Origin of the sequence: Chryseobacterium sp. MEBOG07 (assembly GCF_021869745.1) — a bacterium.
GTDB classification, from domain to species: Bacteria; Bacteroidota; Bacteroidia; order Flavobacteriales; family Weeksellaceae; genus Chryseobacterium; species Chryseobacterium viscerum.
On sequence record NZ_CP084579.1, the window covers coordinates 319,843 to 333,533 of the forward strand.

Below are 13,691 nucleotides of genomic sequence, written 5' to 3' on the forward strand. Positions count from 1 at the left end.
TTTACTACGGGCATAAATCGTAACTTTGTGTATTCGTAACGCAAATCAATTTATGGAGTCTCCAAAAAAATTACAAGATATAAAAGTGGCTGTAGATGCAGTTATTTTCGGATATTTTGACAAAAAAGATCTTCAGATCCTTCTGATTAAAAGAAATATTGAACCTTTTAAAGGAGGTTGGGCACTGCCCGGAGGTCTTGTTCTTGATGATGAAAGTGTAGATGATGCCGTAAAAAGAGAACTCTATGAAGAAGCGGGCATAAAACCCGATTTTTTAGAACAACTCTATACATTTGGCAATCTGGGTCGTGATCCAAGGAATAGAGTGGTTTCTGTGGCTTATCTGGGCCTTGTGAATCCATCTTATCATGAACTGTTTGCTGATTCTGATGCTGAAGACGCACAATGGTTTAGTGTAAACAAACTCCCTTCAGTGGCTTTTGACCACAAAACAATCATTGAGACTGCCTTAAAAAGACTTCGTACAAAAATTCAATACCAACCCATCGGTTTCAATCTTCTCAATGAAGAATTTCCTTTTTCAGACCTTGAAAACCTTTATAAAGCCATTGTAGGACAGGAAATTGACAGGAGAAACTTCCGTAAAAAAATCATGAGCTATGGACTGCTTAACGAAACCAACAACGTTAAAAAAGAGGGCAGCGGCAGACCCGGAAAGCTTTTTACATTTAATAAGGAAAAATATAAAGAGCTGGAAGAACAGGGCTTTTATTTTGAAATTAAATAGCTTGTTCTAAACACAAATATCACAAATGTCTTGCACAAATTTTCACTAATATTTTGAAGTATTGTGAAAATTATATTACAAAATATAAAATTTAAAATATTCAATAGGAACGGGCTTTAGTCCGTTTTTTTTATACCCTATTCTATTGGCTTTAGCCAAAACCTATTAAAGATTTGTGTCATTGGTGATATGAATTTGTGTTATTCGTGTTTCATAAAAATAAATTTTTATCATTGTAAATCAGTTGATTATATTTATTAGTGTAAAATTAACGCAAATAAATTTGGTGCAAAGACTGATTTTCTTTTAAATTTGTGTAAAAATAACACAATCATGAATTACACCTTACACAATATTACAGAACGCTTTCAGAAAAAAGAAAGAATAAAATTTCTTTTTTTCTGGGGACACACAGCAAAAGATATCATTACCAAATCATGCTTTAGCCAGTGGTTTCCTGGAAAATTTGAAGAAAATGGGATTGTTTATAAAACGGCTGAACATTATATGATGGCTGGAAAAGCAAGACTGTTTAATGATGCTGAAATCGAAGAGGAAATCTTAAAGGCGGCTACTCCTAATCAGGCAAAAGCCCTGGGAAGGAAAGTAAAAAACTTTGATCCTACAATTTGGGATGAGCATAAATATGAAATGGTAACCCAAGGGAACCTTTTAAAATTCTCTCAGAATCAATATTTTAAAGACTTTCTTTTGTCAACAGGAGATAAAATTCTGGTGGAGGCAAGTCCTTATGATAGGATTTGGGGAATTGGTATGCAGGAAACAGATACCAGAGCACAAAATCCTTTACTCTGGAATGGAGAAAACCTCTTAGGATTTGCTTTAATGGAAGTAAGAGATGAATTAAGAAAGTAAAAACATAAGACCAGACACAAAATACTATCATGGAAAAAGTTGAATTACACACACAGATATTTCTGATTGAAGATTTTCTGACCGAAACAGAATGTGACCATTATATCAGCCTTTCACAGGAAAAAGTTTTTGAAGAAGCAAAAATCAATGTTTTTGGGCATCAGCAAATGAACAAAGGAGTCAGAAATAACGACCGGCTGATGATCTTTGACGAAAGAATAGCTGAGGAACTTTTTAAAAAAGTTGCTATATTTCTACCCCAGGAACATGATGGACATCAGCTTCTTAACTTTAATGAAATGCTCAGGGTTTACAAATATGCTCCCGGACAGCAGTTCAAAATGCACAGAGACGGAAGTTATATCAGGAATGAGAAAGAGAAAAGTTTTTACACCTTTATGATCTATCTGAATGATGATTTCGAAGGTGGTGAAACAGAATTTGAAAACTTATTTACCGTAGCTCCAAAGAAAGGAACAGCACTTATTTTTTATCATCCTTTAAGGCATGAAGGAAAAACCCTTATCAGCGGATTAAAGTATGTGCTGAGAACAGATGTAATGTACTCAAAGGAATAAAATCATTCGTAAAAAGAGATCGCATTACTATGCCTTGTTTGATTAGCGTAATATTAACACAAATAAAAATATTTGGTCATGGAAGATGAATTAAAACCAAGATTTATCGAATCATTACAAAGAAATAATGATCAGATCAGAGAAGACCGTGCACGGATCATCGGAGGAGATTCCGAATTGATTTACAGACGCAGAGTTGAAGATATAGAATTAAAAATCAAAAGACTCGAGCGCGAACAGGAAGGGCTTATTGATATCAGTCCTTTAGACAGAAACAGTCTGACTTTTGCGGATTTCAATCCCGAAGCATTCGTTCAGAAAGACATGGAATTATCATTAACAATCAGAAATCTGAATATTCAGCTCGAAGTAACTCAAAAGAGATTTGAATATTTATTTGGAAAAATATTATAGTCATGGGAAGTACAAGATACGATTTAGACGCTCGTTATGACAGAGCAAGCAAAGCAGGTTACGGAACAAAATCCGCGGGAGAAATTTTCACCCAAAACGCCAAAAGAATGGCTCATGAATCCATGAATCCACATGGTATTTCTTTCAGAGAATCCAGAGATTCAGAGATTCATCCCAATTCTGTTCCGATTATTTTAGGATTGGATGTTACAGGAAGCATGGGACATATTCCCCATGAACTGATCAGAGAAGGGTTGCCAAAACTGATGGGAGGAATTATCCAGGGAGGAGTTCCCGATCCAGCCTTGTTATTCCTAGGAATCGGAGATCATGAATGTGACGGCTATCCGCTTCAGGTGGGTCAGTTTGAGTCAGGAGATGAAGAACTGGATATGTGGCTTACCCGTACTTACATTGAGTCTGGAGGAGGCGGAAATGCCGGAGAAAGCTATCTTTTAGCCTGGTATTTGGCTGCTTTCCATACCAGAACGGACGCCTTTGAAAAAAGAGGACAAAAAGGATTATTGTTTACCGTAGGTGATGAACCATGTTTAAAAACGCTTTCTGCCTCTGCAATCAGAGAAATTATGGGAAAAGGGCAGCAAACTTATACTCATTTTGGACTGCTGGAAGAAGCAAAGAAAAAATATGAAGTATACCATATCAGTGTTTTGCATTCCGATCAGGCACTCAGAGCAGACAGAGGCTGGAGAGAATTATTAGGCCAAAACTGTATATCCATAGAAGATCACAGGGAAATTCCCAACGTTATCAAAGGGATTATCTGTGATAAGTTTAAAAATAAAACCTTTGGAACAACAGGAGCAGAAGGGTTAGATCAGTTTCAAATGCTTTAGAACTAATAAATTGCCATCAGTACAATTATAAAAACACAAATGAAAATGGCAATGGAAAAGGATCTCAAAAAATATAACAACATGAAAAAGGCGCAAATAATAATAGGACTTGGTTTTGGAGATGAAGGGAAAGGAATAACCACCGATTTTCTCGCTTCTCAGAATCCGAAGGCTGTCGTGATCAGATTTTCAGGAGGTCAGCAGGCGGCACATACCGTAATGATTGATGAAAGAAAACATGTACATTCCAGTTTTACGAGCGGAGCACTTCGCGGTCTGCCTTCTTACTTCACCGAGCATTGTACCATACATCCGGTTTTTCTGCTCAACGAAAGAGAAGAATTGAAAGCAAAGAATGGTAACATTGAACTGCATATTCATCCGTTAGCAAAGGTTACAACTCCTTTTGATGTATGGCAAAACAGAACAAATGCACGGAATCTGGAGAATGGAACCTGCGGAAAAGGAGTAGGCGCTACCATGAAAAGACACGAAAGTCCCTATAAACTATTTGCAATAGACCTCATAGCACCCAAAGAAATGTTGTTAGAGAAACTGAAAGGGATCGCTTATTACTATGGTTTTGTAGATGAAAGTGAGATCAGTAAACTTTTACAGCCTTTTTTAGATGCTATTGAAGCCATTGATTGGAATATAAATGATTATAACTGCCTGGCTTCGTTTGATCACCTTATTTTTGAAGGAAGTCAGGGAGTTTTACTCGATATGGATCATGGGGTTTTTCCCAATGTGACTTATGCTCATACCACTTCAAAAAATGCATACGAGATCTGTCGGCTTTTAAAAATTGAAGACATAGAAATGTATTATGTGACCAGAAGCTATGCAACGCGCCATGGAAACGGCTGGATGAGCAATGAAAAAGAAATGAATCTGAGAAATAATGAAGAGGAAACCTGTACATTTAATGAGTATCAAAAGGAATTAAGATTTGGAGAAATAGATTACAAACTGCTGAATTATGCCTTAAAGCTGAATGGAGCTTATGTATTTCCGGTTAAAAAGAACCTTGTCATCACTTGTCTGGATCAGATTGACGAACAATTTAAAATAGAAAACCTGGATGTTGAATTTAATACCGTTTATGGATCCTATTCTCCGTATTCAAAAGATTTTAAACAGATTTTTTAATTTCCAAAGAAGATATAGGCATAGGATAAAAGCATTAATTTTATATTTAATGATAGAAAAAATAACCATGAAAAGAATACAATATATAAAGGGTGATGCTGCCCGTCCTCATGCTGAAGGAAATAAAATAATTGCTCATATCTGTAACGATATAGGAGGTTGGGGAAAGGGGTTTGTAACTGCCATTTCAAAAAAGTGGAAACAGCCGGAACTGAAATACCGTGAATGGTTTAAAAACGGAGAAAATTTTAACCTTGGAGAAATCCAGATTGTTCAAACAGAAGAAGATATTTGGGTCTGCAATATGATTGCTCAGCATAAAATTATAACCCATTCAAGTGTTCCACCTATACGATATGAGGCCGTTGAAGAATGTTTATTGAAACTCAGTCATGAAGCTTCACAACAGAATGCTTCAGTGCATATGCCGAGAATCGGATGCGGTCTGGCGGGAGGAAAATGGGAAGAAATAGAACCGATTATTGAAAGAACATTGCTGACAAAAGAAGTAGAGGTATATGTGTATGACTTTGAATAAATGAACAACAATGAAAGAATTTGAGATAAGAGCAGACTATAAAAATGACACCTTGGTGGTATATCAGGCTTATAATAAGGCAATTGCAAAATCTGCTCTGGAACATCAGAAATTTACGGCTCCGTTTTCATTCAACAGGATGACCTGGATAAAGCCTTCTTTTCTTTGGATGATGGAACGCAGCAATTATGGACAGAAACCCAATCAGGAACATACTCTTGCATTACATATTAAAAGGGAAGCATGGGAAAAAGCCTTATACAAAGCCGTTCTTACTTCACCTGAAAAAAGAGCCTACCCTGATCCCCGAAATTGGGAAAAAGAGTTTGAAAACGCTGAAGTATATGTACAATGGGATCCCGAAAGGAATATCAAGGGAACTAAACTTAATTATCGCTCCATTCAGGTCGGGATTAGCCGTTCGCTGATCGAGGAGTTTAATGAAGAATGGATTGTTAAAATAGAGGATTATACCCCTTTGGTTAAGAAAATATTGAATCTTACCAAATCCGGAGAATTCGACAAAGCAAAGAAGCTGCTACCCATTGAAAAAAACTATCCCTTATTAAGTGAACTGGCTCAAAGAATTGGAGCTGAGGTTTAATGAGTAATAATCTAAATATATGAAGACAACCACATTATACAGACCGGTAGGAGAAAAAGAAATGATCTTGATTATAGAAAATGGATTTAAAAGATTCCCTCCAAGATTGGAATGGCAGCCCATCTTTTATCCCGTTCTCGATGAAAATTATGCTTCAGAGATTGCTGAAAAATGGAATACCAGAGACGAATCCGGAAACTATCTTGGTTTTGTAACTCAGTTTGATGTATTGGAAAAAGTGGTATATCAGTATCCTGCACAGAATGTAGGGGCTAGAAACCATAATGAATTATGGGTTCCTGCAGAAGAACTGGAGAGTTTTAATGAGGCCATTGTAGGGAACATCAAAGTAACCAAAGTATTTATTGGAAATGATTTTGAAAAAGCTGGAAATACTGAGTTAGAAGACCTGATTTTTAACATAAAAAACGAACGATGACAAATAAAGGAATGGCAAAAGATACATTGGATATCCTTGCCAAAAAATATTATATCAACGAACATAACGAAAAAATAAATATAGAAAACGAACTGGAAATCTGTAAAAAAGGAACCGTTCTTTTCACTCCGGAGCAACTTTCTGAAATGAAAGAATCTCCATTATCAGAAAATAATTTTGAAACCAAAATTGAAACCCGAAACTGTAGCTCTTTAAAAGCAATTTTACAATTAACCGAAGAAGAAGATCAGGAGAAAATCATGTGTCTGAACTTTGCATCAGCAAAAAATCCCGGAGGAGGATTTATCAATGGAGCAGAAGCACAGGAAGAAAGTCTGGCAAGAACTTCAGGTTTATATGAAAGCTTACTTCAGGCATGGGATTATTATACGATTCACCGTGCAATGGAATCCTGTTTTTATACAGATACAATGATTTACAGTCCGAAAGTTCCGGTATTTAGAAAAGATAAAGGTGAATTGCTTCCTAAACCCATTCTGTGTAATTTCATCACGTCCCCGGCAGTCAATGCAGGAGTGGTAAAACGTCAGGAACCGGAAAGAGCGCATGAAATTCTCGATGCCATGGATCTAAGGATGGATAAAATGCTTTCACTGGCTTTACAGCAAGGAAATGAAGTACTGATCTTAGGAGCCTGGGGTTGTGGGGTATTCAAAAATGATCCAAAAGAAATTGCCGGATTGTTCAGGAAACATCTTCAAGCGAAATATAAAAATAAATTTAAAAGAGTGGTTTTCGCAGTGCTTACGAAGAAAGAAGAAATGCTGAAGCCATTTGAAGAAATAAAATGAAAATTGAATTAATAAAAGGCGACCTCACAGAGATCCACGCCGATGCGATTGTCAATGCTGCCAATTCATCCTTACTTGGTGGAGGCGGAGTGGATGGAGCTATTCACAGAGCAGGAGGCCCACAGATCTTGGAAGAATGCAGAGTGATCAGAAGCAAACAAGGCAAATGCAATACCGGAGAAGCTGTAGTAACGAATGCTGGAAATCTCCCTGCAAAATATGTTATTCATACAGTAGGTCCGGTTTGGAATGGAAATGAGGAAAAAGAATCGAAACTTCTGGCAAACTGTTATCGCAATTCTTTACAATTAGCAGAAAGCCTAGGAGTAAAGACCATTGCTTTTCCTAATATCAGTACAGGCGTTTATAGATTTCCAAAAGAACTGGCAGGAAAAATTGCAGTAGATGAGGTCAAAAACTTTTATTCAGATATCATTGAGAAAGTTATTTTTGTCTGTTTTGATGATGATAATGAAATGATTTATAAAAAACTATTAGAATAAACCAATGAAAAAACTAACCATATTAAGCGGCGCAGGAATCAGTGCCGAAAGCGGAATAAAAACCTTCAGAGACGGAGATGGTCTCTGGGAAAATCATAATGTAACGGATGTGGCAAGTCCGGAAGGATGGAGAAAAGACAGAGCTTTGGTTCTTGAATTTTACAATCAGAGAAGACGTCAGCTGCATGAAGTACAGTTCAACGAGGCTCATCAATTACTGGCAGAGCTGGAAAAACATTTCGATGTTCAGATCATTACTCAGAATATTGATGACCTTCATGAAAGAGCAGGATCTACCAACATTCTTCATATTCACGGAGAATTGTTCAAATCATGTTCTTGTAACAATAAAAACCTGATTTATGATCAAAAAGAGGATATCAATATCGGAGATAAAGCAGAAGATGGGGCACAGTTAAGACCTTTTATCGTTTGGTTTGGAGAAGATGTTCCTTTGTATCAGACGGCAAAAGAAATTGTAAAAGAATCGGATATCTTACTGGTAATCGGAACTTCTTTGCAGGTATATCCGGCAGCCGGACTGATTCATGATATAAAAGATGACTGTCTTTTAATTGTTATCAACCCTAATGAAACAGGATTTGGATACGGCCAGAGAGCGGTTGTCATGAAAGAAACAGCCACTCAAGGAATGAAACTCCTGTTCGATAAACTGGTAAACCTTGCCTGATGGAAAACAAAGTAAAAGCAGGAATTATGGGTGTTTGCATTGGAGATGCTCTCGGTGTTCCTGTAGAATTTAAAAAAAGAGAAGATTTAAAACGTTTTCCAGTCACAAAAATGCTGGAATACATGTCCTGGAATCAACCCAAAGGAACCTGGAGCGATGACAGTTCTCTTACACTTTGTCTTGCAGAAGAACTTACCAAAGGCTATAACCTGGAAAAAATAGGACAAAGCTTTGTAAAATGGAATAAATACGGTCACTGGACTGCCCATGGAAGGCTTTTCGATATTGGAGGAACTACAAGGCATGCTTTGGCAAGATTAATCAAGGGGTAGAGTGCTAGATTTTCAGGAAATATTTTTGAAGAAGACAATGGGAATGGTTCTTTAATGAGGATTCTTCCCTTAGCTTTTTATCTTGAAAAGGAAGATGATATTCAGAGGCTGTATCTTACAGTAAAAGAAGTTTCAGCGATAACGCACGGTCATTTCCGTTCTGTTTTTGCCTGTTTTATCTATGTGATTTTTGCCATTCAATTGTTGAAAGGGAAGAACAAAAAAGAGGCCTATTCTCATACACAGGAAGTTGCGTTGGAATATGCAGAAAAGCAAGAATTTAACCCAAATGAAATTGAACTTTTTCATAAGATTTTAAAAAATAATATTTCCGATTATCCTGAAGAAGAAATCAAGAGTGGCGGATATGTCCTTCACAGTCTGGAAGCTTCCTTATGGTGTTTTCTAAACTCAGAAAGCTACTCAGAAGCGGTTTTAAAAGCCGTCAATCTCGGAGAAGATACCGATACTACCGGAGCAATCACAGGAGGCATTGCAGGAATTTATTATGGATTTGAAAGTATTCCACAGGAATGGATTGCTGAGCTGGTGAGGAAGGATGATATTGAAGTATTGTGCGAAAAACTACACGAAAAATTAATGAATTAAAAAACAAACCATGAACGAAATAGAAAAGAAAAAATAAGTAAATTTCTAAGCCTTATTCTCCGGCATCAGCCTGACAGCATTGGACTTACGCTGGATGAAAATGGATGGGCAGATATAGAAGAGCTGAGAGCAAAATCCGCCAAGAGAAGAATATATTTTACTTCCGAAGAATTAGATGAGGTTGTAGAAACTAATAATAAAAAACGTTTTGCTTTTAACGAAGACAAAACCATGATCAGGGCAAGCCAGGGACATTCTATTGATATAGATCTGGCTTTGGAAGCAAAGCAGCCCCCTGAATTCCTGTACCACGGAACGGCAGAAGCTAATATCACTTCCATTTTAGAAAAAGGAATTGAAAAAAGAACACGCCAGCATGTACACTTAAGTGCTGATAAAGAGACGGCTACAAAGGTAGGAATGAGACACGGTAAGCCTGTGATTCTCACCATCAGAACCGGAACAATGCATCAGGAAGGATTATCTTTCTATCAGTCAGCAAACGGAGTATGGCTGACGGATTTTGTAGATTCAAAATACATTTCGAAGTAAAAATGAGCAGAACATTAGTAATAGGAGACATTCACGGAGGATTTAAAGCCCTGCAACAGGTCCTTGAAAGAGCAGCTGTGACAGAAAATGATCAGCTGATCTTCCTCGGAGATTATGTAGACGGATGGAGCGAGTCCTCCCAAATTATACAGTTCTTACTGGAACTTTCCAAAAAGCAGGAATGCATTTTCATCAAAGGAAATCATGACGCATGGTGTGAAGATTGGCTGGCATTGGGACAAAATCCTGATGTGTGGCTTTTCAATGGAGGAAAAAGTACCATAGAAAGCTATGCTGATTATTCCCTTGAAGAGTTGGATATTCAGCTCGAATTCTTTCAAAGGATGAAAAACTATCATATTGATGATCAGAACCGGCTGTTTATTCATGCTGGATATGCTTCCATGCACGGCCCAGAAAGAGAAGTGTATTCCAGTAATTACCGCTGGGACAGAACCCTTTGGGAAACTGCGGTGGCAATGGATAAAAAACTTGAAAAGAATTCAGAATTATATCCCAAAAGGCTGCTTCTGTACAAAGAAATATTCATCGGACATACCCCTACGCTGGATATCGGAATCAAAACACCCGTCAATAAAGCCAATATCTGGAATATGGACACCGGAGCAGCCTATACAGGATCTTTATCCATTATGGATATCGACTCCAAACAATTCTGGCAAAGCGACCCGCTTCCTTCCCTGTATCCCAATGAAAAAGGGAGAAATTAATAGAATGGAACAAATAAATCAAGCTTTTAGTGCTATTAGTAACAAACCTCACAGGTTTTCAAAACCTGTGAGGTTTCTATTTTCAAAACAATTCTGTTAGTCAGCACATTCTCTTTTTTCACAAAAGATGATTAATTTTAAAGTCTGAAAATATGACTTCAATGAAACTGAAATATCTTTTATTCACGCTGAGTTCTACCTTGTTTTTGGCTCAAAAATCATTTCAGACCCCTTTTGAAAAAGGAAATGGAAACCAGACTGTTACCTACGATGAAATGAATAGCTATTATGAGAATCTGGCTAAGAACTTCAATACCATTCAGTACCTTAAAAAAGGAGAAGATGACAACGGAAAACCCATTTATGTGGTCGTTTATAATCCTTTTCCTGAAAAAGACCTTGAAATAGTAAGAAAAGACAAAGCCATTCTCTTCGTCAATAATGGGATTCACCCAGGAGAACCGGATGGAATAGATGCTACCATGATGCTGATGAGAGATCTTGCAGTCAAAAAAATCAAAACTCCGCAAAACTTTGTCATTGCCGCTATTTCCGCCTATAATGTGAGTGGAATGCTCAACAGAGGATCTTATTCCAGAGCCAACCAAAATGGTCCGGAACAGTATGGTTTCAGGGGAAATGCAAGGAATTATGATCTGAACAGAGATTTTATTAAAGCAGATTCTAAAAATGCAAGAAGCTTTCAGGAAATTTATCAGTGGCTTAAACCGGATGTTTTCATAGATAACCATGTGAGCAATGGAGCAGATTATCAATATACATTTACCTATATTTCTACCTTTAAAGAACGTCTGGGAAATACTCTTGGAGCCTATTTCTATAACGATTATCAGGCTAAAAATCTTGAAGATATGAAGAAACTGGGCTACGAAAGTACTCCTTATGTCAACATTCACGGAGATGTTCCTGAAGTGGGATTTGCTTCATTTGAAGACTCTCCGAGATACTCTACAGGATATACTTCCCTTTTCAATTCTTTAGGAACTGTTCCCGAAACCCATATGTTGAAACCGTATGACAAAAGAGTAGATGCTACTTACAAATATATGCTGGTCAACCTGCAGAATTTAGATAAAGAGTATCATACCATAAAACAGCTCCGCATTGAAAATTTAAAACAATACCAGGCAGGAAAACAATACGGAATCTGTTGGAAAATAGACTCCACGAAGTTCTCTACGATGGATTTTAAAGGTTATGAAGGAAAATACAAGCCAAGTGAAATCTCTGGTAAACCGAGACTGTATTATGACCGAAACAAACCTTTTACGAAGAATATAAAACTCTTTACCACTGCTGTTCCTACTGGATATATTACCATTCCGAAGTATTATGTGATTCCACAGTCGCAATACCGTGTGATTGCCGAATTTAAAAGAAATAAAATTCAGATGAAACCGATACAGAAAGACAGTACTCTAGCGGTTGAGTCCTATAAGATCAAAGATTTTAAAACTGTTAAAAACCCTTATGAAGGTCATTATCTGCATTTTGAAACTACGGTAGATACTTCTCGTAAAAACATGACATTTTCTGCAGGAGACTATTTGGTTTCTACCAATCAGCCTGGTGTGAAGTATATTATAGAAACCCTTGAACCTGAAGCATTAGACTCATTTTTCAACTGGAACTTCTTTGACGGAATTCTGGCTCAGAAAGAATATTATTCCGCCTATATTTTCGAAGATACCGCTGCGGAACTCCTGAAAAAAGACAACAAACTACAAGAAGCTTTTGAAGCAGCCAAAGCATCGGATAAAAAATTGTCTGATGATGGAGATGCACAGCTGGATTGGGTGTACAGACACTCTCCTTATTTCGAAGAAAAAACCTTCAGGCAGTATCCTGTTTATAGAGTCTTTTAATGTTCTGATATTCAATAATTAAACAAAAAAATGCGTTTCGACCGAAACGCATTTTTAATTATCTTGGTAAGCCTTTTTTAAGGCTAATTCTGCTCTTTCAACTGCTAATTTTTCTTTCCACTCCATGTAATCCTTTTTGAAATTGGCCTTCATTATATCGTCAAATTTTCGCTGTACAGTAAGATTCCACAGTGAATGTGCTTTTACTGCCCACGATTTGTCCCATGCTCTTAAGGAAATAGAGAAACTTCCGTCCAGATATTTCATCCAGTGCCACCATCCCCTAGGCATAAACAGAGTATCTCCGTGCTCCAGATAGCATTCAATGCCTTCTACACCATCCAGTGCCGGAAATTTTATGAAATCCGGATTTTCTATATCATAATCTTCCAGTGCATACGTAGCATAAGGAATCTGGTAAAGCCTTTCTCTCCATTTGTAATCGAAAAGGAGAATATGTTTTCTTCCATTGAAATGAGTATGGAAAATATGAGCCATATCAATATCAAAATGAAGGAACGTTTCAGATCCTTGTCCGCCGAAGAACATATTAGGATATTTATCAAGAAAGCCTCCCATGAGTTCTTTTGGGGCAATATAATCTTCTAAAAGCTTAGGAGCATATTTTATAGGATCGAAAAGAAATATTCTGAGATCAGTTGGTTCCCGCTGTATAAGATCTATATAATCTCCAAACTTCATTTTGGCAGCCGATGCGTTGATGGGGGCAGAAGGATCTGCCTTTGAACTGTCATATAGTGGAACTTCCACATCTCCTACAACCTCCTTCATATATTCCATCGTCCATTTTTGATAAGCAGGCCAGTTTTTTGCCATATTCCTGATGACAACGGGCCTTCTTGGCTTTAGATATTTTTCGTAGAATTCTTCTTTTGAAATGTCTTCTACAATATCTATAGGCTTTAAAATAATTCCCATTTTAGTAAATTTAATGTTACAAAATTATTAAATATATATTTATGTGCCCATTTTTAAGGTTTTTTTAATCTATAATTCAAATCAGATTTTACTATCTGGAATAGATAAAAATATTAAAATTTATACTTCTCTTGAAAAGTTCTCCTTTTTTATTTAATATGATAAAGTGTATTAAGATTTTGTTACCGAATTTTTAAAAATAAATGATGAAAATTTTTGGAGATTTTATACGCCAAATATAATTTTTGAAGGAAAATAATCAGCTGCATAAAAAATAGCAGACAGAATTAAAATGGATATAAAATAAGCACACTTTTTAAAAAAATTCAAAGGTTTAAAAAATATAACTATGTTTGTAGTGATAATGATTTAACTTTTGTCATTAAAAATCATCTTTATAAAAAGTGTAACAAAAAACTACAATGATTAA

General features: G+C 36.6%; 16 protein-coding genes and 1 pseudogene. 16 read left to right on the forward strand and 1 reads right to left on the reverse strand.

Going from position 1 to position 13,691, the window contains the following annotated elements:
- Positions 1-52: 52 nt before the first annotated feature.
- From LF886_RS01500 to LF886_RS01575, 16 genes and pseudogenes are all read left to right on the forward strand, one after another.
- The gene (locus LF886_RS01500) at positions 53-748 is read left to right on the forward strand and encodes an NUDIX hydrolase (protein ID WP_124532986.1); all 696 of its coding nucleotides are present in this window, start codon (positions 53-55) and stop codon (positions 746-748) included.
- A gap of 333 nt (positions 749-1,081) precedes the next feature.
- Positions 1,082-1,624: an NADAR family protein gene (locus tag LF886_RS01505; RefSeq protein WP_236852330.1), complete on the forward strand. Its 543-nt coding sequence runs from the start codon at positions 1,082-1,084 to the stop codon at positions 1,622-1,624.
- A 29-nt stretch (positions 1,625-1,653) separates the two neighbouring features.
- The gene (locus LF886_RS01510) at positions 1,654-2,202 is read left to right on the forward strand and encodes a 2OG-Fe(II) oxygenase (protein WP_236852331.1); all 549 of its coding nucleotides are present in this window, start codon (positions 1,654-1,656) and stop codon (positions 2,200-2,202) included.
- A 78-nt stretch (positions 2,203-2,280) separates the two neighbouring features.
- A complete protein-coding gene (locus LF886_RS01515; protein WP_236852332.1) occupies positions 2,281-2,616 on the forward strand; it encodes a hypothetical protein in 336 nt (111 codons plus the stop codon).
- A gap of 2 nt (positions 2,617-2,618) precedes the next feature.
- The gene (locus LF886_RS01520; protein ID WP_236852333.1) at positions 2,619-3,473 is read left to right on the forward strand and encodes a hypothetical protein; all 855 of its coding nucleotides are present in this window, start codon (positions 2,619-2,621) and stop codon (positions 3,471-3,473) included.
- Between the two features lie 81 nt (positions 3,474-3,554).
- The gene (locus tag LF886_RS01525; protein ID WP_236852334.1) at positions 3,555-4,625 is read left to right on the forward strand and encodes an adenylosuccinate synthetase; all 1,071 of its coding nucleotides are present in this window, start codon (positions 3,555-3,557) and stop codon (positions 4,623-4,625) included.
- 67 nt (positions 4,626-4,692) lie between these two features.
- Complete coding sequence (locus tag LF886_RS01530; RefSeq protein ID WP_236852335.1) at positions 4,693-5,163, forward strand: macro domain-containing protein; 471 nt, start codon at positions 4,693-4,695, stop codon at positions 5,161-5,163.
- Positions 5,164-5,173: 10 nt separating this feature from the next.
- A complete protein-coding gene (locus tag LF886_RS01535; RefSeq protein WP_236852336.1) occupies positions 5,174-5,767 on the forward strand; it encodes a DUF4291 domain-containing protein in 594 nt (197 codons plus the stop codon).
- A gap of 19 nt (positions 5,768-5,786) precedes the next feature.
- Positions 5,787-6,206 carry an ADP-ribosylation/crystallin J1 gene (locus tag LF886_RS01540; protein ID WP_236852337.1) on the forward strand — a complete coding sequence of 140 codons (420 nt, stop codon included), beginning with the start codon at positions 5,787-5,789 and terminating at the stop codon, positions 6,204-6,206.
- The gene (locus LF886_RS01545) at positions 6,203-7,018 is read left to right on the forward strand and encodes a TIGR02452 family protein (RefSeq protein WP_236852338.1); all 816 of its coding nucleotides are present in this window, start codon (positions 6,203-6,205) and stop codon (positions 7,016-7,018) included. The genes LF886_RS01540 and LF886_RS01545 overlap by 4 nt, the downstream gene beginning before the upstream one ends.
- A complete protein-coding gene (locus tag LF886_RS01550; protein WP_236852339.1) occupies positions 7,015-7,521 on the forward strand; it encodes an O-acetyl-ADP-ribose deacetylase in 507 nt (168 codons plus the stop codon). Before LF886_RS01545 ends, LF886_RS01550 begins: the two co-directional genes overlap by 4 nt.
- A gap of 4 nt (positions 7,522-7,525) precedes the next feature.
- Positions 7,526-8,212 (forward strand): Sir2 family NAD-dependent protein deacetylase, encoded by a 687-nt coding sequence (locus tag LF886_RS01555; RefSeq protein ID WP_236852340.1) that lies wholly within the window; start codon positions 7,526-7,528, stop codon positions 8,210-8,212.
- 26 nt (positions 8,213-8,238) lie between these two features.
- A pseudogene (locus tag LF886_RS01560) lies at positions 8,239-9,153 on the forward strand (ADP-ribosylglycohydrolase family protein).
- 54 nt (positions 9,154-9,207) lie between these two features.
- On the forward strand, positions 9,208-9,705 hold the full coding sequence (locus LF886_RS01565) for an RNA 2'-phosphotransferase (protein ID WP_410685645.1): 498 nt from the start codon (positions 9,208-9,210) through the stop codon (positions 9,703-9,705).
- Positions 9,706-9,707: 2 nt separating this feature from the next.
- Positions 9,708-10,436, forward strand: a complete 729-nt coding sequence (locus LF886_RS01570; RefSeq protein ID WP_236852341.1) for a metallophosphoesterase family protein — start codon at positions 9,708-9,710, stop codon at positions 10,434-10,436.
- Positions 10,437-10,597: 161 nt separating this feature from the next.
- On the forward strand, positions 10,598-12,322 hold the full coding sequence (locus tag LF886_RS01575) for a hypothetical protein (protein WP_236852342.1): 1,725 nt from the start codon (positions 10,598-10,600) through the stop codon (positions 12,320-12,322).
- Positions 12,323-12,376: 54 nt separating this feature from the next.
- Here the strand turns inward: LF886_RS01575 and LF886_RS01580 are convergent, their stop codons facing one another.
- Positions 12,377-13,261: a cupin-like domain-containing protein gene (locus LF886_RS01580; RefSeq protein WP_236852343.1), complete on the reverse strand. Its 885-nt coding sequence runs from the start codon at positions 13,259-13,261 to the stop codon at positions 12,377-12,379.
- Between the last annotated feature and the right edge of the window lie 430 nt (positions 13,262-13,691).

What these genes read in the sequence shown, in the direction of transcription:
- LF886_RS01555 (WP_236852340.1), top strand. Translation starts at nt 7,526, where the DNA reads ATGAAAAAACTAACCATATTAAGCGGCGCAGGAATCAGTGCCGAAAGC.
- LF886_RS01515 (WP_236852332.1), top strand. Translation starts at nt 2,281, where the DNA reads ATGGAAGATGAATTAAAACCAAGATTTATCGAATCATTACAAAGAAAT.
- LF886_RS01545 (WP_236852338.1), top strand. Translation starts at nt 6,203, where the DNA reads ATGACAAATAAAGGAATGGCAAAAGATACATTGGATATCCTTGCCAAA.
- LF886_RS01580 (WP_236852343.1), bottom strand. Translation starts at nt 13,261, where the DNA reads ATGGGAATTATTTTAAAGCCTATAGATATTGTAGAAGACATTTCAAAA.
- LF886_RS01505 (WP_236852330.1), top strand. Translation starts at nt 1,082, where the DNA reads ATGAATTACACCTTACACAATATTACAGAACGCTTTCAGAAAAAAGAA.
- LF886_RS01510 (WP_236852331.1), top strand. Translation starts at nt 1,654, where the DNA reads ATGGAAAAAGTTGAATTACACACACAGATATTTCTGATTGAAGATTTT.
- LF886_RS01530 (WP_236852335.1), top strand. Translation starts at nt 4,693, where the DNA reads ATGAAAAGAATACAATATATAAAGGGTGATGCTGCCCGTCCTCATGCT.
- LF886_RS01570 (WP_236852341.1), top strand. Translation starts at nt 9,708, where the DNA reads ATGAGCAGAACATTAGTAATAGGAGACATTCACGGAGGATTTAAAGCC.
- LF886_RS01500 (WP_124532986.1), top strand. Translation starts at nt 53, where the DNA reads ATGGAGTCTCCAAAAAAATTACAAGATATAAAAGTGGCTGTAGATGCA.
- LF886_RS01520 (WP_236852333.1), top strand. Translation starts at nt 2,619, where the DNA reads ATGGGAAGTACAAGATACGATTTAGACGCTCGTTATGACAGAGCAAGC.
- LF886_RS01535 (WP_236852336.1), top strand. Translation starts at nt 5,174, where the DNA reads ATGAAAGAATTTGAGATAAGAGCAGACTATAAAAATGACACCTTGGTG.
- LF886_RS01540 (WP_236852337.1), top strand. Translation starts at nt 5,787, where the DNA reads ATGAAGACAACCACATTATACAGACCGGTAGGAGAAAAAGAAATGATC.
- LF886_RS01525 (WP_236852334.1), top strand. Translation starts at nt 3,555, where the DNA reads ATGAAAAAGGCGCAAATAATAATAGGACTTGGTTTTGGAGATGAAGGG.
- LF886_RS01575 (WP_236852342.1), top strand. Translation starts at nt 10,598, where the DNA reads ATGAAACTGAAATATCTTTTATTCACGCTGAGTTCTACCTTGTTTTTG.
- LF886_RS01550 (WP_236852339.1), top strand. Translation starts at nt 7,015, where the DNA reads ATGAAAATTGAATTAATAAAAGGCGACCTCACAGAGATCCACGCCGAT.